Annotated in this window: 24 protein-coding genes and 1 tRNA gene; 11 read left to right on the top strand and 14 right to left on the bottom strand. The window is 66.6% G+C overall.

Annotated features, from left to right (window positions below; all coding sequences use genetic code 11):
• Positions 1-34 precede the first annotated feature (34 nt).
• Positions 35-1159 (top strand): NAD-dependent epimerase/dehydratase family protein, encoded by a 1125-nt coding sequence (locus ACFQGD_RS07285; protein WP_345390230.1) that lies wholly within the window; start codon positions 35-37, stop codon positions 1157-1159.
• Here the strand turns inward: ACFQGD_RS07285 and ACFQGD_RS07280 are convergent.
• Genes ACFQGD_RS07280 through ACFQGD_RS07270 form a run of 3 tightly spaced genes read right to left on the bottom strand, consistent with a single transcriptional unit; the run spans position 1108 to position 4247 of the window.
• On the bottom strand, positions 1108-2154 hold the full coding sequence (locus tag ACFQGD_RS07280; protein ID WP_345390227.1) for a sensor histidine kinase: 1047 nt from the start codon (positions 2152-2154) through the stop codon (positions 1108-1110). The genes ACFQGD_RS07285 and ACFQGD_RS07280 overlap by 52 nt on opposite strands.
• Positions 2151-2855 carry a response regulator transcription factor gene (locus ACFQGD_RS07275; protein WP_345390224.1) on the bottom strand — a complete coding sequence of 235 codons (705 nt, stop codon included), beginning with the start codon at positions 2853-2855 and terminating at the stop codon, positions 2151-2153. The genes ACFQGD_RS07280 and ACFQGD_RS07275 overlap by 4 nt, the downstream gene beginning before the upstream one ends.
• A 12-nt stretch (positions 2856-2867) precedes the next feature.
• Complete coding sequence (locus ACFQGD_RS07270; protein ID WP_345390221.1) at positions 2868-4247, bottom strand: hypothetical protein; 1380 nt, start codon at positions 4245-4247, stop codon at positions 2868-2870.
• A 125-nt stretch (positions 4248-4372) separates the two neighbouring features.
• Between ACFQGD_RS07270 and ACFQGD_RS07265 the strand changes: the two genes are divergently transcribed.
• Both ACFQGD_RS07265 and ACFQGD_RS07260 read left to right on the top strand, forming a co-directional pair.
• Positions 4373-5020, top strand: coding sequence for a glycosyltransferase family 2 protein (locus ACFQGD_RS07265; protein ID WP_345390335.1), 648 nt, complete (start codon positions 4373-4375; stop codon positions 5018-5020).
• Between the two features lie 95 nt (positions 5021-5115).
• Positions 5116-5862, top strand: coding sequence for a TIGR04282 family arsenosugar biosynthesis glycosyltransferase (locus ACFQGD_RS07260; protein ID WP_390183392.1), 747 nt, complete (start codon positions 5116-5118; stop codon positions 5860-5862).
• A gap of 133 nt (positions 5863-5995) precedes the next feature.
• On the opposite strand, the gene ACFQGD_RS07255 is transcribed toward ACFQGD_RS07260, so the two are convergent.
• The 5 genes from ACFQGD_RS07255 to ACFQGD_RS07235 all read right to left on the bottom strand — a co-directional run bounded on the left by ACFQGD_RS07255 (position 5996) and on the right by ACFQGD_RS07235 (position 11007).
• Positions 5996-7501 (bottom strand): S1C family serine protease, encoded by a 1506-nt coding sequence (locus ACFQGD_RS07255; RefSeq protein WP_345390215.1) that lies wholly within the window; start codon positions 7499-7501, stop codon positions 5996-5998.
• Positions 7502-7614: 113 nt separating this feature from the next.
• Complete coding sequence (locus ACFQGD_RS07250) at positions 7615-9015, bottom strand: sensor histidine kinase (RefSeq protein WP_345390212.1); 1401 nt, start codon at positions 9013-9015, stop codon at positions 7615-7617.
• The gene (locus ACFQGD_RS07245; RefSeq protein ID WP_345390209.1) at positions 9016-9705 is read right to left on the bottom strand and encodes a response regulator transcription factor; all 690 of its coding nucleotides are present in this window, start codon (positions 9703-9705) and stop codon (positions 9016-9018) included. It abuts the gene before it with no gap.
• Between the two features lie 46 nt (positions 9706-9751).
• Positions 9752-10357 carry a trimeric intracellular cation channel family protein gene (locus ACFQGD_RS07240; protein WP_345390332.1) on the bottom strand — a complete coding sequence of 202 codons (606 nt, stop codon included), beginning with the start codon at positions 10355-10357 and terminating at the stop codon, positions 9752-9754.
• A complete protein-coding gene (locus ACFQGD_RS07235) occupies positions 10354-11007 on the bottom strand; it encodes a response regulator transcription factor (protein WP_345390206.1) in 654 nt (217 codons plus the stop codon). Before ACFQGD_RS07235 ends, ACFQGD_RS07240 begins: the two co-directional genes overlap by 4 nt.
• 145 nt (positions 11008-11152) lie before the next feature.
• On the opposite strand from ACFQGD_RS07235, the gene ACFQGD_RS07230 reads away from it, so the two are divergent.
• The 3 genes from ACFQGD_RS07230 to ACFQGD_RS07220 all read left to right on the top strand — a co-directional run bounded on the left by ACFQGD_RS07230 (position 11153) and on the right by ACFQGD_RS07220 (position 11890).
• Positions 11153-11225, top strand: a tRNA-Arg gene (locus ACFQGD_RS07230).
• A 127-nt stretch (positions 11226-11352) separates the two neighbouring features.
• Positions 11353-11730 carry a nucleotidyltransferase family protein gene (locus ACFQGD_RS07225; protein ID WP_390183379.1) on the top strand — a complete coding sequence of 126 codons (378 nt, stop codon included), beginning with the start codon at positions 11353-11355 and terminating at the stop codon, positions 11728-11730.
• A complete protein-coding gene (locus tag ACFQGD_RS07220; RefSeq protein WP_345390200.1) occupies positions 11720-11890 on the top strand; it encodes a hypothetical protein in 171 nt (56 codons plus the stop codon). The genes ACFQGD_RS07225 and ACFQGD_RS07220 overlap by 11 nt, the downstream gene beginning before the upstream one ends.
• Before the next feature lie 392 nt (positions 11891-12282).
• On the opposite strand, the gene ACFQGD_RS07215 is transcribed toward ACFQGD_RS07220, so the two are convergent.
• Both ACFQGD_RS07215 and ACFQGD_RS07210 read right to left on the bottom strand, forming a co-directional pair.
• Positions 12283-13233, bottom strand: coding sequence for a glycoside hydrolase family 6 protein (locus tag ACFQGD_RS07215; RefSeq protein ID WP_345390197.1), 951 nt, complete (start codon positions 13231-13233; stop codon positions 12283-12285).
• Between the two features lie 58 nt (positions 13234-13291).
• Positions 13292-15499, bottom strand: coding sequence for a glycoside hydrolase family 9 protein (locus tag ACFQGD_RS07210; RefSeq protein ID WP_345390194.1), 2208 nt, complete (start codon positions 15497-15499; stop codon positions 13292-13294).
• Between the two features lie 304 nt (positions 15500-15803).
• Here ACFQGD_RS07210 and ACFQGD_RS07205 point away from each other — a divergent pair, with 304 nt between their 5' ends.
• The 5 genes from ACFQGD_RS07205 (at position 15804) to ACFQGD_RS07185 (ending at position 21330) form a co-directional block, all read left to right on the top strand.
• Positions 15804-17087: an ABC transporter substrate-binding protein gene (locus ACFQGD_RS07205; protein WP_345390191.1), complete on the top strand. Its 1284-nt coding sequence runs from the start codon at positions 15804-15806 to the stop codon at positions 17085-17087.
• Positions 17088-17365: 278 nt separating this feature from the next.
• Positions 17366-18124 (top strand): carbohydrate ABC transporter permease, encoded by a 759-nt coding sequence (locus ACFQGD_RS07200; protein ID WP_390183378.1) that lies wholly within the window; start codon positions 17366-17368, stop codon positions 18122-18124.
• A gap of 2 nt (positions 18125-18126) precedes the next feature.
• Positions 18127-18948: a carbohydrate ABC transporter permease gene (locus ACFQGD_RS07195; RefSeq protein WP_345390185.1), complete on the top strand. Its 822-nt coding sequence runs from the start codon at positions 18127-18129 to the stop codon at positions 18946-18948.
• Positions 18945-20267, top strand: a complete 1323-nt coding sequence (locus ACFQGD_RS07190; protein WP_345390183.1) for a GH1 family beta-glucosidase — start codon at positions 18945-18947, stop codon at positions 20265-20267. The genes ACFQGD_RS07195 and ACFQGD_RS07190 overlap by 4 nt, the downstream gene beginning before the upstream one ends.
• A gap of 61 nt (positions 20268-20328) precedes the next feature.
• Entirely contained in the window at positions 20329-21330 is a 1002-nt protein-coding gene (locus ACFQGD_RS07185; RefSeq protein WP_345390180.1) for a LacI family DNA-binding transcriptional regulator, read from the top strand.
• Between the two features lie 26 nt (positions 21331-21356).
• Here the strand turns inward: ACFQGD_RS07185 and ACFQGD_RS07180 are convergent, their stop codons facing one another.
• From ACFQGD_RS07180 to ACFQGD_RS07165, 4 genes are read right to left on the bottom strand one after another with little or no spacing between them, the layout of a single operon-like run.
• Positions 21357-22166, bottom strand: coding sequence for a sugar phosphate isomerase/epimerase family protein (locus ACFQGD_RS07180; protein WP_345390177.1), 810 nt, complete (start codon positions 22164-22166; stop codon positions 21357-21359).
• The gene (locus ACFQGD_RS07175) at positions 22163-23314 is read right to left on the bottom strand and encodes a dihydrodipicolinate synthase family protein (RefSeq protein ID WP_345390173.1); all 1152 of its coding nucleotides are present in this window, start codon (positions 23312-23314) and stop codon (positions 22163-22165) included. The genes ACFQGD_RS07180 and ACFQGD_RS07175 overlap by 4 nt, the downstream gene beginning before the upstream one ends.
• Entirely contained in the window at positions 23311-24462 is a 1152-nt protein-coding gene (locus tag ACFQGD_RS07170) for a Gfo/Idh/MocA family protein (RefSeq protein ID WP_345390170.1), read from the bottom strand. Before ACFQGD_RS07170 ends, ACFQGD_RS07175 begins: the two co-directional genes overlap by 4 nt.
• A 31-nt stretch (positions 24463-24493) precedes the next feature.
• Positions 24494-25261: a sugar phosphate isomerase/epimerase family protein gene (locus ACFQGD_RS07165; RefSeq protein WP_345390167.1), complete on the bottom strand. Its 768-nt coding sequence runs from the start codon at positions 25259-25261 to the stop codon at positions 24494-24496.
• Positions 25262-25438: the final 177 nt, after the last annotated feature.

Here is a 25438-nt window from a genome sequence, read left to right as displayed (position 1 = left end):
CGCACGCGGCGTCCCGGCACTAACGTCGGAAACCGTGCGTGTACTCGTGACAGGCGGTGCCGGGTTCATCGGCTCCCACGTGGCTGACTCGCTGGCCGACCACGGGCATGAGCCGGTACTACTCGACGCCCTCGTGCCCACCGCTCACGATGGCGGTGATCCACCCGAGTACGTGTCCAAGCACCGGTTCGTGCGCGGCGACGTGACCGACGCCGAACTACTGCATAACCTGCTCGACGACGTCGACGCGGTAAGCCACCAGGCAGCGATAGTCGGGCACGGCCTCGACCCGGCCGACGCACCGACCTATGCCTGGCACAACGACTACGGCACGGCGGTGCTGCTCGCCGCGATGCACCGTAACGGCGTCTCGCGGCTGGTGTTGGCCTCGTCGATGGTCGTCTACGGCGAAGGCGCGTACTCCTGCCGGACGCACGGGCCCACCCAGCCCGCACCGCGCAGTGAGGCAGACATCGACGCCGGAGTGTTCGACCCACGCTGTCCCGCCTGCGACGACGTCCTCACCCCATGCTTGGTGGACGAGTCGGCACCGCTACTACCGCGCAGCACCTACGCGGCCACCAAGCTGGCGACGGAGCATCTGGCCGCGGCGTGGGCGCGGCAAACCGGCGGCGCGGTGCACGCGCTGCGCTACCACAACGTCTACGGCCCCCGGATGCCGCAGGACACGCCATACGCGGGTGTGGCATCGCTGTTCCGCTCGGCGTTGCGCAGGGGCGAGGCGCCGCGGGTGTTCGAGGACGGTCGCCAGCGCAGGGACTTCGTGCACGTCCGCGACGTGGCCCGAGCGAACGTGCTCGCGCTGCGCGACGACGCGCCGCCCGGCGAGCTTGTGCCGCTGAACGTGTGCTCCGGCAGCCCGCACACTGTGGGCGAGTTGGCCGAGGAACTGGCGAGGGCATGCGGTGGACCGGCACCGGAGATCGTCGGTGGTGCGCGCCCCGCCGATGTCCGACACATCGTCGCCAGCCCTGCCCGCGCCCGCGATGTCCTGGGGTTCGCCGCGACGACCGGCTTCGCTGAGGGCATCACGGAGTTCGCCACGGCGGAGCTGCGGACTCCGGTGCGAACGACCTCGCGCTCTCCTCAGGACGTCGCCAACGGCAACCGCACCTCGAACCGGCACCCAGGGCCGTGATTACGCACTCCGATCCGTCCGTGGTGTGCCTCGACCAACCCCTTGGCGATCGCCAGCCCGAGCCCGCCCCCGGCGTCGCCGGACCGCTCCGGTGTGCGGGCGGTACTGCCCCGGAACGCGACGTCGAACACCCGCTCCAGCTCGTCCGTCGGGATGCCGCCACAGGCATCATCGACGTAGAGCAACGCGGAGTCGCCATCCACGCCGATCGACACCGCGACCGTGCCGTCCGGCGGCGTGTGCCGAATCGCGTTGGACACCAGGTTGCGCACCACGCGCGTCAACTCGGGGTCGCTGCCGAGCACCACGGGACCCGCCGACTCCTTCGCCTCCACCCGCACTCGCTTGCGCTGCGCGACGGCGGTCTGCGACTCCAGCACGTCGCCGACGACGTCCGCGAGCGGGATCGCCGACATCGTCAGCCGCAGCCCGCCCGCGGTGATCCGCGAGAGTTCGAAGAGGTCGTCGACCATGCCGGACAACCGGGTTGCCTCGCCGCTGATGCGCTGCGCGTAGTCGGCAACCTCGCCGGGCTGCGACACGACGCCGTCGGCGAGTGCCTCCGCCATCGCGCGGATCCCGGCCAACGGGCTGCGCAGGTCGTGGCTGATCCACGCGACCAGTTCGCGGCGCGCCGCCTCGGCCGCGCGTTCCCGGTCGCGCGCCTCGCGCTCCCACACGCTGCGGCGCGCGAGATACCGTCCGGACAACACGGCCGCTGGGATCGTCACCGCCGCCACCAGCAGCCCGACGAGCAGCCAGATCGCCAGCGTCGGAGTGAACATGAACCCGCTGACGCCGAGCATCCCGACCAGCGTCGCCACCACAGGCAGCAGCGCGAGCACCGTCATCGCCGCCGCGATCGACCGGCTGCGCATGCGGTGCAGCAGCCACGCGCCCAGCAGCGCCACCGGGAGGGTGAACCCCACCGCGTACGGCAGGATGTCCCAGATGTGGCCGAGTTGCTCGGCGACCGTCTCCGCCGCGAGCGTCATGACCGCTCGATCGGGTCATAGCGGTAGCCGACGCCCCATACCGTCGCCACCCGCCTCGGCGCGGCCGGATCCGGTTCGATCTTCTCCCGCAGCCGCCGCACGTGGACGGTGACCGTCGACTGGTCACCGAAGTCCCACCCCCACACCTTCGCCAGCAGGTCGGTGCGGGAGAACGCCGTCCCCGCGTGAGTGAGGAAGAACGCGAGCAGATCGAACTCCCGCGTGGTCAGCGCCAGATCGGCGCCCGCGAGGGTAGCTTTGCGGGCGGCCAGGTCGAGTCGCAGGTCGCCGTCGGACAGCTCACGCTGCGCTGGTTCCGGCGCCGTCCACCGTGCCCTGCGCAGCACCGACGCCACCCGCAGCGCCAACTCTCGCGGGCTGAACGGCTTGGTGACGTAGTCGTCCGCGCCGAGTTGCAACCCCGCGATTCGGTTCTCCTCCTCGCCGAGCGCGGTCAGCATCACGATCGGCACGTCGCTGGTTCTGCGCAGCTCGCGGCAGACGTCGAGGCCGCTCTTGCCGGGCATCATGACGTCCAGGACGACGAGGGCTGGTGGCCGCGCGACGAACTGCCGCAGGGCCTCGTCGCCGTCACCCGCGAGGACGACGTCGAAGCCCGCGCGCTCCAGGTAGCGACGGACGACGTCGCGCACCGTCTCGTCGTCGTCCACGACCAGCACCGTGCCGTGTTGTTCACCCATACGCGTCACCTTTCACCATGGCGTCGCCACCAGCAGGCTGACCGCCACCGCGACCGACGCCTGCGCCGTGAGCCAAGCCGGGTGCAAGCGTCGCGGCAAGAGCGCCGCGGCGGGCAGCAACCACACCGCGAACGGCAGCCAGATGCGTTCGGTCTCCGCCTTCGACAGCCCGGAGACGTCGGCGGCGATGATCGCGACCAGCGCGGCGCCGACCACGAGCACCACCGCGCTCCAACGGCGTCGCAGCAGATCAGCGACGGCACGTCGGATGCCGGCGACCACGGCGAACCCGATCATGATCGCCAGCGCGGCGAGGTTCGCCCACACCCAGTACTCGAACGGCCGCTTCGCGCCGAGGTTCTGGTAGTAGCGCTCGACGACGGTAGTGTAGCCGTCCAGCCACCAGAAACCGGCCAGCGCGAATACCGCGACGACCGCTAGCGCGCCGACGACGGCAACCGGTAAGACCTCCCAGGCACGGCGGTAGGCGACCACGGCGAGCGCGAGCGGGCCGAACAGCACGAAGCCGTAGGACAGGAAGACGCCGAAGCCGAGCATGACTCCGGCGAGCAGCGCGAGGACGTGGCGGCTAGGGCCTTTCGACGTCGCCGCGAACGCGAGCACCGCGACCGCGCACGCCATGTACCCGGCGAAGAGGCCGTCAGCGGACGCACCGATCCAGATCGCACCGGGGAACAGCGCAGCGAACGGCAGCATCCGCCTGGCGGCGTCCGGCGCGCCGAGCGTGTGCAACGCGACCGGGACGGCGACTGCCGCCAGGCCCCCGACCAGCACACACGCCAGCGCGGCGATGCCCCCGCCAGAGAGGCCGACCCGGTCCAGCCACACGAACACGAGCAGCGCGCCGGGCGGATGACCGGCGACGTGCGTAGCCCACGTGTCGGGTTCACCCAACAGGATGCGGTCGGTGAAGCCGGTGAGCATCGCCGAGATGTCGGTGACTCCAGGGACCTCGTCCAGGTACTCCCAGCGATTGTCGAGTCGCTCGGCGAGGCCCCGCTGCCAGCCATCGATCAACGCTAAAGACAACGTCCAGCCGACCGCGCCGACGTAGGTCAGCGCCAGCGCGGGGCGCCAGCGGAGTCGTTCGGCCAAGCCAGGTCCCCAGGCGATCACGGCCACCGCGAGGAGCGCGGCGAACAACACGGCGAGGCCGAAGCGGGGCTCCCACCGCCCGTATAGCGGTGCGGCTGGCGCCCACAGGACGACGTCCGGTCTTGCCCGGTTGAGGTACGCGCCCACGGCGGTGGCGATGGCGATCAGCCCGACCGCGAGCACGGCGGCGAGCAGGTCGCAACGCGCGCCCCGGCGCTCGGAGGGGTGCGCGTCAGCGCCGGAATCGACATCCGGCGTCGCGGGAGCCTGTGCCATTGTCCGAACGGTAGCCCGGCAAGGTGCGCGGTGGTAACCGAACCGGGTGGACGTCAGGATTTGGTAACCCGCGCAGGGGTTACCCGCTACGGGTGGGGATGGCTAGCTTCGTAAGCGTGGACAAGATCGACGTCGTGCTGCCGTGCCGCGACGAAGCGCGCGCGTTGCCTGGCGTGATCACCGCGCTGCCGGAGGGATACCACGCGCTCGTCGTCGACAACGGCTCCACGGACGGCTCCCCGGAGATCGCGGCGCGACTCGGCGCGACGGTGGTGCACGAGCCGCGCGTGGGCTACGGCGCTGCGGTCCACACCGGACTCGAAGCGGCTACGAGCGACGTCGTGTGCTTCCTGGACGCCGACGGGTCACTTGATCCCGCGGAGCTGCCGACCCTTGCCGCACCGGTGCTGGCGGGCACGGCGGATTTAGCGGTCGGCAGGCGGGTGCCGGTGGCGCGCGGCGTGTGGCCGTGGCACGCGCGGGCAGGGAACCTGTTGCTGGCGCGGCTGTTGCGCGGGCGCGGGCTCGACGTCCACGACATCGCCCCGGCGCGGGCGGTGAACCGGGCGCCGCTGCTCGCGCTCGACGTGACCGACCGGGCATTCGGATACCCGCTCGAACTGCTGGTCAAGGCGCAGCGCGCGGGCTGGCGCGTTGTCGAGCACGACGTCAGCTACCGCGAACGCGCGAGGGGCACGAAGTCCAAAGTGTCCGGATCAGTGCTCGGCACCACACGTGCGGTACGCGACATGGCGCGGGTGTTGCGGCAGTGAGCGCGCGATCACGAATAGGCGGGCGCTCGCCAGCGAATACTCCGCGGCCGTTCAACGGTCCGTCAGTCCAGGTGTCCACGCCGTTCTTGCTGGTCATGGCCAAGGCGCCGATCCCAGGGTTCGCCAAGACGCGGCTGTGCCCACCAGCGACTCCGGAGCAGGCGGCACAACTCGCGGCGGCGAGCCTCCTGGATACGCTGGACGCCGCGCTGGGGACCGGAGCACCGGTCGTCGTCGCGCTCACGGGGGACGTCGCCCACGGGGTGATGGCCTCCGAGGTACAGCACGCACTCCGACGGGTGGACGTCATCCCGCAACGCGGCGATGGACTGGGTGAGCGGCTGGCACACGCGCACGCTGACGCCGCGGTGCTCCAGCCCGGCGCACCGGTGCTACAGATCGGTATGGACACTCCCCAGGTAACCGCGCGCGTGCTCGCGGCGGCGATGGCCCCGGTGGCGGCCGTGTCCCCCGCTCCCAACGCCGTGTCCCCCATTCCCGACGCCGTATCCCCTGCTCCCGACGTCGACGCCGTCCTGGGCGCCGCGACCGACGGCGGCTGGTGGGCACTCGGCCTGCGCGACCCGGCGCACGCCAGCGTCCTCACCGATGTGCCGATGTCCACATCGGAGACCGGTGACCGTACGCGACATGCGTTGCGAGCCCGAGGATTGCGTGTCGCCGACCTGCCGGTTTTGTCCGACGTCGACACCATGGCCGACGCTCGTCGCATCGCACCCGAAGTGCCGGACAGCCGCTTCGCCCGGACGCTCACCAAGGTGCTCGCGGCGCCCACCCCGCACGCACGGACGCCGCTGGGCGCTCACACGAGTCGATCTTGAGACATAGTGGTCGCTATGACGACCACCATGTCTACAACCCACGCCACCGAGCCCGGTAGCGTCCGGAACAGGGGACACGGCGTCCGGAACGGGGGACACGGCGCCGGGGTGGGCCAGCGCCATGCTCACGCCACTAACCGCCGACGGTCTTCGCCCCGAGGGTCACCGTGATGGTCTTGTTGTTCTGCAGGGTGAAGGGGACTTCCTCGCCGGGCGCCCTGGTGCGGATCGCGGCGACGAGTTCGTCGGCGTCCTCGATGAACCGGTCACCGACCTTGATCACGACGTCGCCCTTCTTCAAACCGGCCTCGGCGGCGGGGCCATCCGACTCGACCTCGCGGATGGCCGCGCCCCGGTCGCGCGCGTCGCTGACCAGCGCACCGATGTAGGTCTGGGTGGCCTTGCCGGTCTTGATGATCTCGTCAGCGGTCCGGCGCGCCTGGTCGATCGGGATCGCGAAACCAATACCGACATTGCCCGCACTCGACCCGCTGATCCCGCCGGGACTGTAGATCGCCGAGTTGATCCCGATGACCCTGCCCGACATGTCGACAAGTGGACCGCCCGAGTTCCCAGGGTTGATCGCGGCGTCGGTCTGGATCGCGTCCATCACCGAGGCGAGGTCGCCGCTGCTACCACCGGCACGCACCGGCCGGTGCAGCGCACTCACGATGCCCGACGTCACGGTGCCGGACAGCTGGAACGGCGAGCCGATGGCGACGACCTGCTGGCCCACGTTGAGGTCATCGGACCGGCCAAGCTCGACCGGCTGCAACCCGGACACGCCGTCGGCCTTGACGACGGCGATGTCCGTCGTCGGGTCGCGGCCGACGACGGACGCCTCAGCGCGCTGACCGTTCTCGAACGCGACGCGGATCTGGCCGTTGCCGTCCGCCGCCGACTCGACGACGTGGTTGTTCGTCAGGATGTAGCCGTTGTCGGTGAGCACGAACCCGGAGCCTTCGCCAGCGCCGTCCGCGCTCGCGACCTCAATCTGCACGACGCTCGGCGTCACCTTCTGCGCGACCGACTCGATGCTGCCGTCCGGTGCGTTACCCGTCTGTCGTGCGGGGCGCGGCTCGTTGAGCGCGTTCTCCGTCGCCGTCGTCACCGAGCTTTGCTCCGACGCGGCGAGGTACCCACCGACACCACCGGCGGCACCACCCGCGAGCAGCGCGACAACGGCCGCGACGACCACGGCTTTGCCGGAACCAGAGCGACGACCAGAGCGCTGCGGCGGCTGCGGATAGATGCTCGACGGCGTCGTGCTCTGTGGCCCAGCACCGTACGGCGGCATCCCGTACGGTGCGGTGCCGTACGACGGCGTGCCCGACGACGTCCCGTACGCGCCATACGCGGCCGGGTACTCGGACATCGGCTGGTAGCCGGCACCGTACTCGGGTTTGGGGTACTCAGCGGTCGGCTGGTAGCTCTCGGTGCCCTGCCCGAAATCCCCAGCGGGTGCGGCCGGGTCAGGCTGGCCGGGTCGCGCGGTCTGGTCCGCTGCGTCGACCTGCTCCGGCTGTCCTGACTGGGGCGCCTGCCCGAACTGCGCCGACCGCGTGGGCTGCTCCCCTTCGGATTCGGAGTTGCCCTCCCTTGACCACGGGTTCGGCGTGCCTTGGTCGTTGTCTGTCATGTCTCCACCATGCGGCATGGTCCTGAGAGTCACCTGAAACGAAGCTGTGGCCTCGGCCGTGAACAAGGCCACATAACCTCAGTGTGGCACTAGCAGCGGCGGCGGGGGCCGACTTAGCTCGATTGCGTACCAGACTCGGGTATCTGACCAGGCAGTCGGATCGTGAACAACGCCCCGCCTTCCGCCGCTCTGCCCGCGTACACCGCGCCGCCGTGGCGCTCCACCGCCTGCTTCACGATCGCGAGGCCGAGCCCCGATCCGGGCAGCGTACGGGCCTGCAATGAGCGGTAGAACCTGTCGAACACCTTCGGCAGATCCTCGTCGGCGATTCCAGGGCCCTGGTCGGACACCTCGACCACCGCCGTGCCGTCGCCGAGCGGGCGCGACACAACCCGCACCACGCCGCCTGCTGGCGAGAACTTCACCGCGTTGTCCAGCAGGTTCAGTACCGCACGCTCCAGCGCGTTGGAGTCTCCGACGAGCTGCCATGGCTGCAGCGAGACGTCGAACTCCACGTGGGTGGCACGCCTGCGCGCCCGGTCCAGCGCCCGCTCGACGACCTCGACCAGGTCGACCCGTTCCAGCTCCGCACGCGGCTGGTCGGCCCGTGCCAGCAGCACGAGGTCCCCGATCAGCTGAGTGACCTCGTCGAGCTGCGCCTTGATGTCGGACTCGATGTCCGCTCTGTCCTTGTCGGACAAGGTGGGGGCGTCCGCTTTCTCAGCCGCAAGCAGCAACTCGAGGTTCGTGCGTAACGACGTCAGCGGCGTGCGCAGCTCGTGGCCCGCGTCCGCGACGAGCTGACGTTGCTGTTCCTGGGCGGCGGCGACCGTGGCCAGCATGGTGTTGAAGCTGTAGGTAAGCCGGGCGAGTTCGTCGTCACCCGACACCGGGATCGGGCGCAGGTCACCGGTGCGCGCGACCCGCTCGGTCGCGGCCGTCAGCTGCTGCACCGGCCGCAGACCACCACGTGCGACGGCCGTCCCCGCGAGCGCGGCGACCACGACACCAGCGCCGCTGACCACGAACAACACCACGGCGAGCTTGCGCAGCGCCTCCTCGGTCGGCGCGAGTGACTGGGCGAGCACCATCGCCTGGCCCGGTCCGGACGGCAACGCCACCACGCGCATCCCGGTCGCGGTGTCGGTGCGCAGCGAGGCCTTGGCGTCTCCCCTGGCGACGTCCAGCTCTGGTCGTCCGACCGGCGGCGGCTGCCCATCACGCGGATGGGCGAGGTCCCCCTGCGCGCTGAGCACCCCGATATGGAGGTCCGCGCTGGTCAGGAATGCGCCGGGGATCTGCACCAGCCGGTCACGCACCGGCGGCGTACGCACCGCATCCTGGGCGCGCTGCACGAGCCGCTGGTCGACCTGCTCGTACAGGTTGTCCTGCATGGTCAGGTATGCGGCGAGCGAGACAAGCGCGACCGCACCCGCGACGCACGCCGCCGCGAGCAGCGTGACGCGGGCGCGCAGCGAGAACCGCCGCTTGACGTGAGTTGAACCGACAGTCACTTACGGCGTGTCCCTGAGCACGTAGCCGACCCCGCGCACGGTGTGAATCAAGCGCGGCTCGCCGTCCGCCTCGGTCTTGCGGCGCAGATAGCCGATATAGACCTCAAGCGCGTTGCCCGACGTCGGGAAGTCATAACCCCAGACCTCTTCGAGGATCCTGCCGCGGGTGAGCACGTGCTTCGGATAGGTGAGCAGCAATTCGAGCAGCGTGAATTCGGTACGGGTCAGGCTGATCTCGCGGTCACCCCGACGCACCTCGCGGGTGACGGGATCGAGGGTGAGGTCGGCGTAGCTGAGCGGTTTGGCGTCCTGGGTCGCGCCGCTCTCCGCGGCGGAGCGGCGCAGCAGCGCGCGCAGCCTGGCGAGCAGTTCCTCCAGGGCGAACGGCTTGGGCAGGTAGTCGTCGGCGCCCGCGTCGAGGCCGGACACCCGGTCGGAGACGGTGTCCCGCGCGGTCAGCACCAGGATCGGCAGGTCGTCACCGGAGCTACGCAGCCTGCGCGCCACTTCGAGGCCGTCGAGTCGGGGCATCATCACGTCGAGCACCATCGCGTCCGGCCGGTCGCTGGCGACGGCGGCGAGGGCCTGCTGGCCGTCGCTGGCCAGGTCGACGGTGTAGCCGTTGAACTCGAGCGAGCGGCGCAATGACTCTCTGACCGCGCGGTCGTCGTCCACTACCAGGATGCGCATATACCCAGTGTTACCCGCCCGGCTGAGCTACGCCTGAGAGGGCCCGTCACGTCTCGCGTGCGACAGGGGCGTGCCACTGCCGCCACAGCGCGATGAGCCGCACCGCGACGACGACGCCGGATGCCACGGCGAGCACGGGCGTCGCGGGCAGGTCGGCAAGGTGACCAACACCGACCAGCACCGCGCCGAGCAGTGCCGCCAGCGCGTAGATCTCGCGCCGCAACACCAGCGGGATCTCGCCGACCAGCAAGTCCCGGATCGCCCCACCGCCAATGCCGGTGGTCATGCCGATCAGGCAGGCGGTGTAGACCGGGACGTCGAGGGCGAGCGCGACACCGGTGCCCGACGTGGCGAACAGCCCGAGGCCGATGGCGTCGGCCACCAGCATCGGACGTCGCAACCGAGCCACCTGTGGATGAAAGGCGAAAACCAGGATGGCGGCCACCGCACCCGCCGTGAGGTAGGGCCAGGTGCGCAGCGTGGTTGGCGGGTGAACGCCCAGCAGGACGTCCCGGATGATGCCGCCGCCCAACGCGGTGGTGAGGCCGAGGACGATCACGCCGAAGACGTCGAGCCGCGCCCGCACCGCCGCGAGCGCGCCCGACGCGGCGAAGGCGACAAGGCCCAGGAACTCCAGCGCGACCAGCATCAGCGCTCGAGTAAACCACCCCGGTAGGCCAGCAGCGCGGCCTGCACCCGATTCGCGGCACCGATCTTGGTGAGCACGGACGACACGTACCCCTTCACGGTGGCTTCTGACAGGAACAGGGTCGCGCCGATCTCCGAGTTCGACAGTCCCTGCGCGATCAAGGTGACGACCTCGCGCTCACGTTCCGACAGCGAATCCAGCAGCTCACGCGCGGGTTCGGCGGCGCGCTGCTCGTCGCGATGGGCGCGGACCATCCGCGCGGCCACTCCTGGGTCGAGAACGGCCCCACCGCGCGCCAGGTCCCGCACCGCCTGCACCAGCGGTACGGGGCGGATGTCCTTGAGCAAGAACCCTTGCGCACCCATGCTCAACGCGCGGGAAACGTAAGCGTCAATATCGAACGTCGTCAGCATCGCCGCGGCCGGCGGATACGGCAGCGCCATGATCGAGCGCAGCGCCTCAAGGCCGTCATCGGCAGCACCCATCTTGATGTCGAGCAGCACGACGTCCGGGTGATGCAGCCGCGCGGCCTCGGCTGCCGCATCGCCGTCCGCGGCCTCGGCCACGACCTCGATGCCCTCGGCGCCCGACAGCATCGTGCGCAGACTCGCGCGAACGAGTTCCTCGTCGTCCGCGAACATCACCCTGATCATTGCACTCCTCCGACTCGTCCCTCGTTAGTGTGATGAGGCTATGTAGAGAGACGTCGCTGAAGGCCAGGAATTACGGCTGAGCCGAAGACTGCTCCGGACTCCCGCGTCAACGGCGTCAGACGGACCCGCTACGCTGGGGACTCAAGCCCTCGTAGCTCAGGGGATAGAGCACCGCTCTCCTAAAGCGGGTGTCGTAGGTTCGAATCCTACCGGGGGCGCACTGTGATGTCTCAGGACATCCCGGACGGCCGAACCCTCATTTGTGGGGGTTCGGCTGTTTTGTTTTTCGGGGTTTTGGGCCAGGTTTGACGCCGCGGGGCTGCACGAGCCAGTACCAGAGCAGCGATGTGTCCGCAGGTCACAGCTGCGCTCAGCGATGGTATTGAGGCACAATCTGGGCTGAAGGTGGCCACGATGCATGCCGCAATCGAGTCCAAGCGTCGGGAGATCGAGGCGTTGTGCCGTGAGCTGGGCGTGCGCCGTCTGGATATCTTCGGATCGGCCACCGGAGACGCATTCGACGTGTCATCCAGCGACGTCGACGTCCTCGTCGAGTTCGACACGCGCCCAGGGTTCGACCACTTCGGCGCCTACTTCGGCCTGAAAGAGGGCCTCGAGGCGCTCCTCAACCGTCCGGTGGACGTGGTCACCGCATCCAGTGTGCGAAACCCGTACTTCCGAGAGCAGGTCGAACAGACCAAGGAAACCCTCTATGCGGCCTGACCCGCGCAAATACCTCTGGGACGCGCTCCAAGCCGCCGAACGACTCGATACCTTCCGCCAGGGCAAGTCCTTCGCCGACTACCAATTCGACGATCTGCTCAAGTCAGCGGTAGAACGCATCCTCAACGCACTTCTCGCAAGCCTCAACGACCGATTGTGATCGACATCAGGACGTGCGCCGAGTCACCAGTGCGCGAACAGGCGGGGAGATCGTCGAGCGATCTCGGTCAGCCATGCCATTTCGCGGCGTTCTCGGTTGCGTAGCCGATGTTTGTATTTCCCGCAGGCCCAACGGACCAGGTGGCTGTTGAGCGGTCGGAGAAAGTAGAGCAACCGGGACTTCACCAGCGAGGATGACCGCACAGCAGCGATTGGAGTCTGGAACTATCACCGGCCGCACATTGGCGCGGACGGGCAGCCACCCGCCTCGCGGCTCCGGGCAGGCGTCACCAACGGCCGGTCCTCATACAACTATGCCCACACCACTCTGACCTGGGTGGAACGCGACGCGCATTCCCCGGGTTTTGACGACGCCACGTCCCACCCACGGAATCAGGTGCCATCGATCAGCCGGATGGCGAGATCAGGATCGAATTGCCCCGCGGGTGTGTCCGGCGCTATGCCGCACTCGCCGTCCGAGTTACCAGGGGTCTTAACCCACAGCAGCATTTCGGCTTCCCCGCCGACCTGCGGTGGGACACCTAGCTTGCGCCCTCCGGGATTGCACCACTCGCCGTTTGATCCGTTGCCGTTGCGGCTGGTGTCCACGACGAACTGGGCGGAGTATCCCAAGGCTGTGTTGATTGAGTTCGCGTAGTTCACCGACGAGTCTGTCGTGTAGTAGTTCGAAACGTTGACCGCGAAGCCACGGGTGCCGCGCACGCCCGCTGCGTCCAGCCTGTCCGCCATCGTTTCGGGCGCCACCCACCCCGCGTTGCCACCGTCGAGGTAAACCCAGGTGTTCGGCGATTTCTCGACGAACTTCTCGGTGGCGTACCTGAGCATGTCGAGACGTTCCTGGATGGCTGTGTCGTCCATGCAGGAAAAGTCACCGAGCGCGTCCGGTTCTAAGACGACGACGGCGGGGCGATTCCCGATTCCAGCCGCGAAGCTCGCGATCCACTCCCGGTAGGCGCCGACGCTTCCCGCGCCGCCACCTGAGTGGCCGCCACAAGCATCCCGGCCCGGCAGGTTGTAAGCCACCAGAACCGGAAGCTTGTCATGGCTGTTGGCCTTGCCAACATAGTCGGCAACGGCGCCGCCGATGTCGCTTGAGTCGCCGAACCAGCGCGCGATCGGCTGGGAACCGATCTCCGATTGGATGCGCGTGGCGCGCTCGTCGCCAGAGTTGTTTCTGGCCCAAGTAGCAGGCGAGGAGTTGGGATTGACGTAGAAACCGTCCGTCTGATCGATAGGGCTCGCGGCAACCACCGGAGTGACCGACACCGCCAACAAACCGAGCAGGAGAATCAGAAGCGTCGCACGACGCCTTAACCACGCCATTGTGGATTCACCTTTCTTCAGGTCAGGACCGCCCTAAGCCGTCGGCCCGTTGGATGATTCACAACGAGTCAACGAACGCCGCGACCCAGGCGAGGGACGAGTTCCAGTTGATGGCCACCTCGTTGGTCGACCATGAACCGATGTCGTCGATGTAACAGGTCGCCGGGGCACAGCCGCGTAGATTCTGCTGAGCCATCGGATCCTGCAGACCCGAGTTGGGTCCTCCTGCCATCGCGCCCCGCGGCGGTGAGGGAAGCGACGGATCAATCTGGTGGGCCCAGTGCCGATGGTGTTGGTTATGGCTTGACCGCTCGCCGTAGCCGCTGATGAAGGACTGGTTCATGGCGTTACGGCCGAGCAGGTAGTCCATCGACTCCAGCACGGCGTCACGGTAGACGCGTTTGTGACTAACGTCGTACGCGGTCGCCATGATCACCATGCTGGTCGTGGTAGCGCTGTTGGACCCCCACGCGTAGGTGCCGTCCTCCGGCATCGAAGGGTTCGGATAGCCCTGGGACCGCAGATCATGCACGTACTCGTCAGCGACCGCGATGACACGCTCGCGCGCGGCGTGGTAATACCACCGTGGGAAACGGCGGGGCAGCCGGACGATGGTGAGGTCAGCGAGACCGCCGGTTTCTTTCCAGAAGAACCCGTCCTTCGTAAGCTCGGAGTCGATGAAACGCAGGTAGCGCCACTTACCGGTGGTGGCGTATAGCTCCGCGGCTGCCCAGGAGAACTCGTCACTCACATCGGTGTCGTCGTAGGGACCGCCACCAACGCTCTTCTCGGGGGCATAGCGATCTGGATGCTTGATGGCTGCCTTCCACGCGGTTTCCGCCGCGGTGCGGCAACGCTTGGCGAACGCCCGGTCCCAGAACCGCCAGATCCGCGCACACTGCGCGCCCGCGGCGGCCAAGTTCAACGTGGCAGCGGTAGACGGCGGATGAAGGTAGCGAGGCTGGGGATCCTGATGCGGCAACATCGGGTGCGGAGTCCACGCCGCGTCGTGGATCTTGTGATGCGCCATGCCCGCCAGCGGCTTTCCCTCAGGAACCTGCATTCGCAGCAGGAACTCCACCTCCCAGCGAGCCTCGTCGAGGACATCGGGGACCCTGTTGCGTCGCTCCGGAATCCGCAGGAGTCCGTCCCGCACTCCCTCGAAGTCGCCGTTCCTCATGGACCGTTCATAGAGGTCCATTAGCTGCCACGCGGCTAACGCGCCGTTGACCACGTACTTGCCGTGGTCACCCGCGTCGTACCAGCCGCCGCGCACGTCGAGGGCGTAGTCGCAGCTTCCGGGGAGACACGGAACCTCGGTATCGCCCGTATTGGGTGCGACGCCCACGTGCCCCGCGGGCCGGGCATAGTCCTCACCCACGTACTTCGCCTCGATCGGTACGCCACTGCGGTTGTGGTAGAAGTACGCCAGCGCGTCCCGGCGAAGCCGATCATATGGGTTCGCCAATATATCGAAGGGCGCGCTTACCTCGGACCCGACCGACAACGTATAGCCACGCCCGCGCTCACGGAGCTCGGAGAAGTCGGCGATGTGCACGTGATCTCCCGACATCGCGTCGTCACCGCGTACCCGGGTATGGCCCTTCGCGACCACATCACCACCTTCGTCGCGCACACTCCACCGCACTGGCTCGGCCGACGAGTTGACAATGGACGCCCGTTTCGGTCCGGAGGCGGCGTATCCGTGCTGATTGACCCGCACCGGGGAGCCAAAGTCTCGACCGCCGCCGGGCGGGATCACGCCACCGGTAAGGGACACATCGTCGACGCAGAGGGTATACGGCTCAGTGGCACCACCGGTTTGGAAGGAAAGCTGGGCGTGCCTGGTGTCGACAGAGGATGTGCCGGTGAATTCGAACGAGCGGGTCTCGCCTGTCAGCGCGACTCGCTCGGCGATGGTGCTGGTGTGCGGGGGTTCGGCCAGTTGCAGACTGGTACGGATCGCGACGTCCCTCGTGGCGGAGGCGGTGAACCGCAGCGTGTACGGCTGCCCCGCCTCCAGCGGGATGTAGTTCTGCCCGATCATCGCGTCCCACGGATCGGCCGTCCCAGCAGGGATGTCGGCACAGAGACGACCCGATTCCACACGGGACGGTGTGTTCGAGCTACTCCACCATGGGCTCTTCGTTGAGTCGAAAGTGCCGTTAAGCACCCGTTCGTAGGTGTCGGCGTGCGCGGGAGAGACCAATCCCGCGAAAATTGCCAGGGAAAGACAGGCTGCGGACAACCTGAGTGGGGCGGACATACCGGAACCTCTCGGCTAGCAGGGGCCGGCACGCCGCAGCGTCGTTAGTTCCGACATAGTTACCGCCCGGACTTCTTGTGTCAAGGCTCTCATCTCACCGAATTTCCTTGCGCTCACCTCTTCACAGCGGTAGAGATCCGAACTATCCTGCTGTAAACGCTTCCAAATTTTGTGTACACAGAGCCACAAGCACCGGCACTAGCCGCAGCGTCGCAGCAGGTGAACGGTGTCCAGATACCCACCCGAGAGGCAGAACAGCGTTGTTAGCGCTTCCGAAACCTAGGATCAACTGGAGGTTCTTGTCATGATTGCTCAACTCAGGCGAGCAGGGGTCTCCGCCGCGCTCGCCAGCGTGTTGGCGGTGACGACTGCCTGCGGCGGATCCACGGACTCAGGCGATGCGGGAACGACCACGCTCGTCGTCAAGACCTTCAGCCAGTTCGGCTACGAGGAGCTCTACGAGCAGTACGAGGCTACCCATCCCGGCATCACCATCAAAGAGGAGAACATCGGGAAACTCGGCGACTACCTACCCAAGCTCCAGCAGTGGATCGCGACGGGAAGCGGCGCGGGCGACGTTGTCGCGCTCGAAGAAGGCATCCTCACCCAGTTCATGGCCAACCCCGATCACTTCGTGAACCTGCTTGACCACGGAGCCGCCGAACTGGAGTCCAACTTTCTCGAGTGGAAGTGGAAGCAGGCGCTGACACCGGACGAGACAAAGCTCGTCGGACTCGGGACCGACGTCGGCGCCCAGGGCATGTGCTACCGCACCGACCTGTTCGCCGAGGCAGGGCTGCCAACTGACCGCAAGGAGGTCGGCCAACTCTGGCCCACTTGGGAGGATTACCTCGACACGGGCAAGGAGTTCATGGCGGCGGAAACCGGCGCGCACTTCTTCGACTCTTCCAATGGCATCTACCAGAACATTCTGATGCAGCAGGGTGATCACACCTACTACGACAGGGATAACACCCTGGTCATCGACAGCAATCCCGGTGTCAAGACCGCCTGGGACATGACCACGGAGATGATATCGGCAGGACTCTCCGGCAACATCGAGCCATGGAGCCCGCAATGGAACTCCGGTTTCAAAAACGGGAAGTTCGCCACGATCCCCTGTCCGTCATGGATGCTCGGGACGATTGAGGAGCAGTCCGGCCCAGAAAACGCGGACAAGTGGGACGTCACACGCGTTCCCGGCGAGGGTGCGGTACGGGGTGGCTCGTTCCTCGCGGTGCCGACCCAGAGCGAGCATCAGGCCGAAGCCGCCGAACTGGTGAAGTTCCTGACCAGTCCCGACAGTCAAATCGCGGCCTTCGAGTCGAAGAACAACTTTCCCTCGTCACCTCAGGCCATCGACGATTCCGCGGTACGTGAGTTCACCAACGACTACTTCAACGACGCACCGGTCGGCAAGATCTTCGGAGAGAGTGTGAAGGCGCTCAATCCAGTCTATCTCGGCCCAGACAACAACCCCATCGGCGACCGGGTCACCAACGCACTTGTCGCCGTTGAGCAAGACAAACTCAACTCTGAGGAGGCATGGGCCAAAGCTGTCGATGACGCCAAGCGGCTGGCGAACTGACATCGACGTCGGGGGCGCGGAACCGCAGGGTTTCGCGCCCCCGTAACATCCACAAAGGACATATCTTGGTAACTGTTCTGCGGCCGGGCAAGGCCGAACCCATCAGCAAGACCGGCGGTCGCACGCCACGGAAGCGGAAAAGACTCGGCAGGTGGCTGGGTCGAGCAGACCTGAAGTGGTCACCGTACCTTTTTGTCGCACCCTTCTTCGTGATCTTTGGGATTTTCGGTCTCTTCCCCCTCGTTTACACGGCATGGGTCTCTCTGCACCAGTGGAGCATGGGTGGTTCGGGGACGTTCATCGGCTTCGAGAACTACATCCAGCTGTTCGATGACCCCGACTTCTGGAACGCGACGCTCAACACCGTCGGCATGCTCGTTCTCGCCACGGTGCCGCAACTGCTGATCGCGCTCATTCTCGCCAGCCTGCTCAACCAGGGCCTGCGCAGAGTGACCCTTCTGCGCGTGGGAGTCCTGCTTCCGATCGTCACCTCCGTCGCCGCGGTCGGCATTCTGTTCAGCCAGATCTACGACCGGGACGCGGGCATGATCAACGGGCTGCTCGGCCTGATCGGCGTGGACGCGGTGGACTGGCGTGCGGACAAGTGGTCGTCCTGGATCGCGATCTCCACCATGGTCAACTGGCGCTGGACCGGCTACAACGCGCTGATCTACCTGGCCGCGATGCAGTCGGTGCCCCGCGACCTCTACGAGGCGGCCACCGTGGACGGCGCGTCCCGGGTCAGGCAGTTCTGGAGCATCACGGTGCCAATGATCCGGCCCGCGATCATCTTCACGGTCATCATCTCCACCATCGCGGGGATGCAGCTCTTCACCGAGCCACTGATCTTCGGGCAGGGGAGCTACGCCATCTCCGGCGGCAGCCTCCGACAGTTCCAGACGCTGTCGATGTACATGTTCGAGAAAGCCTTCCGCGATTTCGACTACGGATATGGGTCGGCTGTCGCTTGGATGATCTTTTTGTTGATCATGCTTCTCGCTCTGATCAACTTTCTCATCATGCGAAGGGGGAACTAGTCGTGCGCAAGTCCGGAGCCCTTGTCTACGGGACCCTGATCACGGCCATCGTCCTGTCGGCGTTTCCCTTGTACTGGCTTTTCGTGGTGGCGACTCGCACCAATGATGTGGTTGGTGACTGGCCACCACCGCTGCTGCCAGGCGATAACCTCTGGGACAACGTCACTCGGCTCTTCGCGGCGGAGCAGGCCAACTTCCTCACCGGGCTCGTCAATTCGGCGGTCGCTTCGATCACCGTCACCGTTTCGGTGGTGTTTTTCAGCTCACTCGCCGGATTCGCATTCGCCAAGCTGAAGTTTCGTGGCCGTGGTGCCCTGCTGGTGATCATCTTGGCGACCATGATGATCCCGGTGCAGATGGGAATCATCCCGCTGTACATGATCATGGTCGAGCTCGGTTGGCAAAACCAGCTGGAAGCGATCATCGTGCCGTTTCTCGTCTCAGCCTTCGGGGTCTTCCTCATGCGGCAGTACGCCGAGAAAGCGGTGCCCGATGAGCTCATCGAGGCCGCGCGCATCGACGGCTGTAGCACCTTCCGGATCTATTTAACCGTGGTGCTTCCCGCATTGCGGCCGGGCGCTGCGGTGCTCGGACTGTTCACATTCATGGCTACCTGGAACGAGTTTCTGTGGCCGCTCGCGGTTCTCGAGGCGGACAACCCAACCGTGCAGTTCTCGCTCAGTCAACTCTCGACCACTTACTACACCGATTACACCCTGATGTTCACCGGGGCGCTGATCGCCACCCTCCCGCTGATGTTCGTGTTCGTCGCCTTCGGCAAGCAGATCGTCGGCGGCATCATGGAAGGAGCTGTCAAAGCGTGAGCACCTTCGATCAATCTTTTCTCTGGGGCGCCGCCACATCGAGTTACCAGATCGAGGGCGCTACCGTCGAGGACGGTCGAGGGCCGTCGATCTGGGACACGTTCTCGGCGACCCCTGGTAAGACCGCCAATGGGGACACCGGAGCCGTCGCGGTCGACCACTACCATCGATACCACGAAGACGTCACGCTGATGGCTCGGCTCGGACTGCGTGCTTACCGCTTCTCCATCGCATGGCCACGCGTGCAACCACTCGGCGCAGGGCGGATCAACCAGCGTGGGCTCGATTTCTACCGGAAACTGACCGATGCCCTGCTCGAGCAGGACATCCAGCCGTGGCCGACGCTCTACCACTGGGACCTGCCGCAACCGATCGAGGACGCGGGTGGCTGGCCAGCCCGCGACACCGCGGCCCGATTCGCCGAGTACGCGGTCGCCGTGTATGAAGCGCTCTCCGACCGGATCACCCACTGGACCACGCTCAACGAACCATGGTGCTCGGCTTTCCTCGGTTACGCCACCGGAAGACACGCACCGGGTCGCCGCGATCCAGCCGCCTCGGTACGGGCTGCGCACCACCTCCTGCTCGGACACGGCCTCGCGGCACGGGCGATGCGGGACGCCCAGGTCGGCATCACGCTGAACCTGAGCCATGTCTCCCCGCGCAGCGACACGGCGGCGGACATGGACGCGGCGCGCCGCATCGACGGTATGCAGAATCGCATCTTCCTCGATCCAGTGCTGTCCGCGGCTTACCCCGACGACGTGCTCGATGACCTCGGCGAGGTCACGGCGTTCGACCACATCCAGGAAGGTGACCTCAAGACCATCGCGGCTCCGCTCGCCTTCGTCGGCATCAACTACTACGCGCCCATGGTCGTCGCCGCCAGTACTGAACGGGACGAGTCGGCATATGTCGGCTCACCCTACGTGTCCTTCCATGACCGTGGGCGACCCCAAACCGCTATGGGCTGGGAAATCGACGAGCAGGGCTTGCTGGAATTGCTTCTCCGGCTCGAGCGCGAGTACCCCACGCAGGCCTGGTATATCACCGAGAACGGTGCCGCCTTCGACGATGAGGTGCACGACAGCACGCGGATCGACTACTTGAAGCGCCATATCAAAGCCTGCGCCGATGCCATCGATCACGGTGTAACAGTGAAGGGCTATTTCGTGTGGTCGTTGCTGGACAACTTCGAGTGGGCCTACGGCTACGCGAAACGTTTCGGGATCGTGCACGTCGACTACACCACGCAACGTCGTACGCTCAAGGACAGCGCCCGTTGGTACGCTGACGTGATCGCACGAGGCGGCCTGTGAGCGCTACCAATATGAGTACTCTGCACAGTCCATACCGAGACAAAAGGGGCAGTCGGAGAAGATGAACAGTCGGCCGCCCACCCTGGACGAGGTCGCGCGGCGCGCGGGGGTGTCCACCGGAACCGTGTCCCGCGTGATCAACAACGCGCAGCACGTCAGCAAGAAGGCTAGGCAGGCGGTAGAGCGCGCCATCGAGGAAGTCGGCTACATCCCCAACGTGTCGGCACGCTCGCTCGCCACACAACGCAGGGGCGCCGTCGTGCTCGCGATCTCCAGCGACGATCCCGCGTTGTTCGCCAACCTCTTCTTCGCGGAGGTGATTACGGGCGTCAACGCCGTAATCGAGGAGACCGACCTCGAGCTACTGCTGTTCCTCGCGGCCTCCGAGCGAGGCCGCGAGCGGCTGGCCCGCATCCTGCGATCACGCGGTGCCGATGGAGTCATGCTGTTGGCGCTACGCGAGAATGACCCGCTGTCGAAACTGGCGGACGCGAGCGGCCTTCCCGTAGTCCACGGTGGACGTTCCCTCGACAGGACGCCGGAGTGGTACGTAGACGCCGACAACCGGGGCGGCGCGCACCAGGCCGTCGAGTACCTGATCTCCACGGGACGGCGCCGTATCGGCACCGTCACCGGACCGCTCGACATTCACGCGGGTGTCGCTCGCTACCTGGGCTTTCGCGAGGCACTGGCACTCGCGGGGCTGAGCGACGCGCGCGTGGTGAACGGTGATTTCAGCGAGGCAAGCGGGGCCGAGGGAATGGCGCGGCTGCTCGACGAGCATCCCGACCTGGACGCGGTGTTCGTCGCCTCCGATGCGATGGCCGCCGGTGCGCTCACGGTACTGCGGGAGCGCGGTCGCGACGTACCCGGTGACGTCGCCGTGGTCGGGTTCAACGACATCGTGACGGCTAGACAGACGCAGCCCGCGCTGACCACCATCCGGCAGCCCATCGAGGCACTCGGCCAAGAGATGACCCGGGTGCTGCTACGGCTCATCGACGGCGAGCGGCCAACCCCGCTGATCCTACCTACGGAACTGGTCATCCGAGACTCGGCCTAACGCCGCCTAACGCCGGGATCCACCGATCATGCCACGACGTGCTCCTGGTAACTCCTGACCACGGCCGCGAGGATGCTGTCGACGTCCTGGCGCCACAGATCGGCGTTGAAGATCTCGACCTCGACGTCCCCGGTGTAGCCGGCCTCCGAGACGAGGCGGCCCAAGAGCTGAAAGTCAATGTGCCCACGGCCCATCAGGCCACGCGCCAGCAAGCTGTCAGCGGACAGTGGCGTGATCCAGTCGCCCACTTGAAACGACGCGATCCGCCCACGCGCGCGGGCGAGTTGCCGTTCAAGGTCGGGGTCCCACCAGACGTGGAACGTATCGACCACGACGCCGACCGCATCGGGGTCGAAGCATTCGGCGAGATCGAGCGCCTGCCCGAGAGTCGACAGCACGCCACGATCCGCGCAGTACATAGGATGCATCGGTTCCAGCGCCAACCGCACCGAACGTTCCTGCGCGTAGTCCACGAGCTCCGCGAGCACCTCGCTGACGGTGGCTCGTGCGGCAGGGAGATCTCGCGACCCGCTGGGCAGGCCGCCGACTACGAGAACGAGGCACTCGGCGCCGAGTGCCTCGGCGTCGTCCACGGCGCGCCGATTGCGAGCTAGGGTGGAACGCCGATCGGTACTGGTGAAGAACCCGCCTCGGCACAGCGACGACACACGCAACCCGGCTTCGGCGACCAGCTTCGCTCCGCGTTCGACACCGAATGCCCACAGCGGTCCCCGCCACACGCCAATCGACTCCACACCTGCCCTGGTGCACGCGGACACGGCTTCGGGCAGCGAACGATCGCCGAGAGTTCTCTGGTTGAGGGACAGCCGGTTCATCGGTTCACCCCGTGTACATCGAGCAGCGCGTTCATCCGGTACACCGCCACGTCCGGGTCCACAAGCACACCTGCAGCGTCTGCCAGGCGAAACGCCTCGACCAGGTGCGGCAACCCACGGGCCCCCTGCAGCCCACCGATCATCGTGAACCCGGGTTGCAAGCCGGAGAGCCATGCCAGGAAGGCGATCCCAGCCTTGTAGTTGTAGGTCGGTTCGCTGAACAGGTGGCGCGCGAGCGGCACTGTCGGGCCGAGCACCTCGTCGTAACCGGCGAGATCACCGTCGTCAAGTGCGTGGAGCGCCCGGGATGCCGCGGGAGCGATAGCCGCGAGGACACCGAGCAGGGCGTCGCTGCCACCCGTGTCGTCGCCCTTGATCAGCTCCGGGTAGTGGAAATCATCGCCGGTGTAGATCCGGACGCCTTCGGGTAGCGCCGACCGCAGCGCGCGCTCGTGCTCCGCGTCCAGCAGCGACACCTTGACCCCGTCGATCACCCTGGCGTGATCGTGCACGAGCTCCAGGAAGACCTCGTTGGCGGCATTGAGGGTGCTCGCGCCCCAGTAGCCAGTGAGCGCCGGATCGAACATGGGCCCGAGCCAGTGCAGCACCACCGGCTCGGATGCCTGCGCGAGAACCCGGTCGTAGACGTACCGGTAGTCGGCCGGGCTAGTGGCAAGGCGGGCGAGCTGCCTGCTCGCCATCACGACGACTTGCGCACGGGCGTCCTGAACGCACTCGACTTGCTCGACGTACGCACGCACCACGTCGTCGAGATTTGCCGGATCGGCCACCAGCTGATCAGTCCCCGCACCGGCGGCGATACGGGCGTCGAGGGCAGCCGCTTCCGCGGCACTGCGTCGGATCAATTCCCTTGCCGCGGTCCAATCCAGTCCCATACCGCGCTGCGCGGTGTCCATCGCCTCGGCAACTCCGAGCCCGTACGACCACAGGTAACGACGAAACGCGAGCGTGTTGTCCCAGTCGATAGAAGCGCAACCGTCGTCGCGCAGCGGATCAGCGACGACATGCGCGGCGGCGAACGCGATGCGCGACCGAGGTGGCCCGTCTGGTTGCGGCCAGGACACCGGCTCGCGCAACAGATGCTCGCGCGGGCCATCGGGACCGGGCAGCCGGATGACGGTGCTCATACCTTGACCTCGGCAAGTTCGACGCGCCTGCCGGTGCGTGACGACTCCAGCCCGGCCTCGGCCAGCTGGATACCGCGTGCGCCAGCCACGAAGTCATATGGATGTGGTTCGTCCGCGACGACATGCCGGACGAACTGCTCCCACTGCGCCTTGAACCCGTTACCCAATTCCGCGTTGTCGGGTACCTCCTGCCACTGCGCGCGATAATTGTGCGTGTCCGGCACGTCCGGGTCCCACACGGGACGTGGGGTGACCTCGCGCGGCTGGACGACACAGCCGCTCAGGCCCGCCACCGCGCTCCCTCGCGTCCCGTCCACTTGGAACTCGACGAGCTCGTCGCGGTACACCCGGACACACCACGACGAGTTCAACTGCGCGATGGCATTCCCGTCGAACTCGAAGATCGCGTAGGCGGCATCATCGGCCGTCGCGTCGTAGCGCACCCCCTTTTCGTCCACACGGGACGGAATGTGAGTCGCCGCCTTGGCGGTCACCGCACGGACCGGCCCCAAGAGACTCTCCAGCACGTAGTTCCAGTGGCAGAACATGTCGATGACGATCCCGCCGCCGTGCTCAGCCCGGTAGTTCCAGCTGGGACGTTGCGCTTCCTGCCAGTCCCCCTCGAATATCCAGTAACCGAACTCTCCGCGCACGGAAAGGATCCGCCCGAAGAAGCCGCTGTCCACCAGTCGCGCCACCTTGCGCAACCCGGGCAGGTAGAGCTTGTCGTGCACGACGCCGTTCTTGACTCCGGCGTCAGCGGCACGTCGTGCGAGCGACAACGCGCCATCGACGGACTCCGCGACCGGCTTCTCGGTGTAGACATGCTTGCCCGCGTCGATGGCCTGCGCTATCGACGCCTCCCGCACCGACGTGAGTTGCGCGTCGAAGTACACCGGGTACCTGCTATCGGCGAGCGCGGCACCGAGATCGGTCGTCCAGTCGGTCAAGCCATGGCGGTCGGCGATCTCGCTGAGCTTCTCTTCACTGCGGCCTACGAGCAGCGGTTCGAGCTGCACCCGGGAACCGTCCGGGAGCAGCACTCCGCCCTCCTCACGGATCGCGAGGATCGAGCGGACCAGGTGCTGGCGGTAGCCCATGCGCCCGGTGACTCCATTGAGCACGATGCCCAAGCTGTGCTTCGTCATATCTTCCTCACTGTCAGAACGGCTCGCGCAGTTACGGGGCATACCGGCCAAACCAGGCCTCAGCGGCCCGCAACGGCACGTCCACCGGGGCGATGGTCGAGTACCACGCCTTCTCCCATTCCAGGGAAATCCAGCCCGACCACGAGCGCAGCAGTTCGCCGCATTCCGCGAGCGGCACTACACCCTCACCTGGCGGAACCGGGGTCGCGTCGTCCCGCCCCACGGCATCCTTCACCTGGAAGTAGCCGAGATAGGGACCGAGCACTTCCTTGGTAGCGGCCGGTTCCTCCCCGAACCGCCAGGGGTGCACCGCGTCCCACAGCACCGCGACCCGATCAGGCTCGCCGAACTCGGCGACCAGCTCCAGCGCCGCGGCCCCGGTCGGATGCGAGTCGTGCGTCTCGACTAGCAACCGCACGCCTGTCTCGTGGAGGTCGTCCATAACCGCCTCGATTCGCGGGTACGCGTCCCCGTCGCCTCCCGGGAAAACCCGCACCGACGAAGTCCCCATCCGATGGGCCAGGTCGATCAGGGCCCGCAGTTGATCGATGACCGGACGATCCGCGCCCGGCGCGCACACCTGCGCGTACCCGGCCAGGCACGCGACCGCCAACCCGTGGTCGGCGATGAGAGTTCTCACACCGTCGACGACCCGACCGGAAACCCCCAAGTGGACTTCTTCGTCGGGATGCACTCGCAGTTCGAGGCCTTCACAACCGTGCGCGATGGCCGTCCGCGCCGCCTCCCGCACCGGCATACCCGGCATACCAAGCGTGCTCACCGCGAACTGCCAGAACATCGACGATCTCCATTCCTTCGACGCTGTTATATTTGTAAGCGCTTACAACTTGCTTGTCAAGGCATAACCAGGAAGTACGGCAGCCTTTCCCCAGTTGCACACGCTATTGTGGGCGATCTGTCGTTGACACCGATGTGTCAGCGAACTCGCCATTCTGCAAACGGTTACATAGTTGCC

It is taken from the genome of Haloechinothrix salitolerans (assembly GCF_042662605.1).
Taxonomy (GTDB): domain Bacteria; phylum Actinomycetota; class Actinomycetes; order Mycobacteriales; family Pseudonocardiaceae; genus Haloechinothrix_A; species Haloechinothrix_A salitolerans.
The sequence above is the reverse complement of the archived record's forward strand: the minus strand, read 5'-3'. Positions and strand labels throughout refer to the sequence as shown.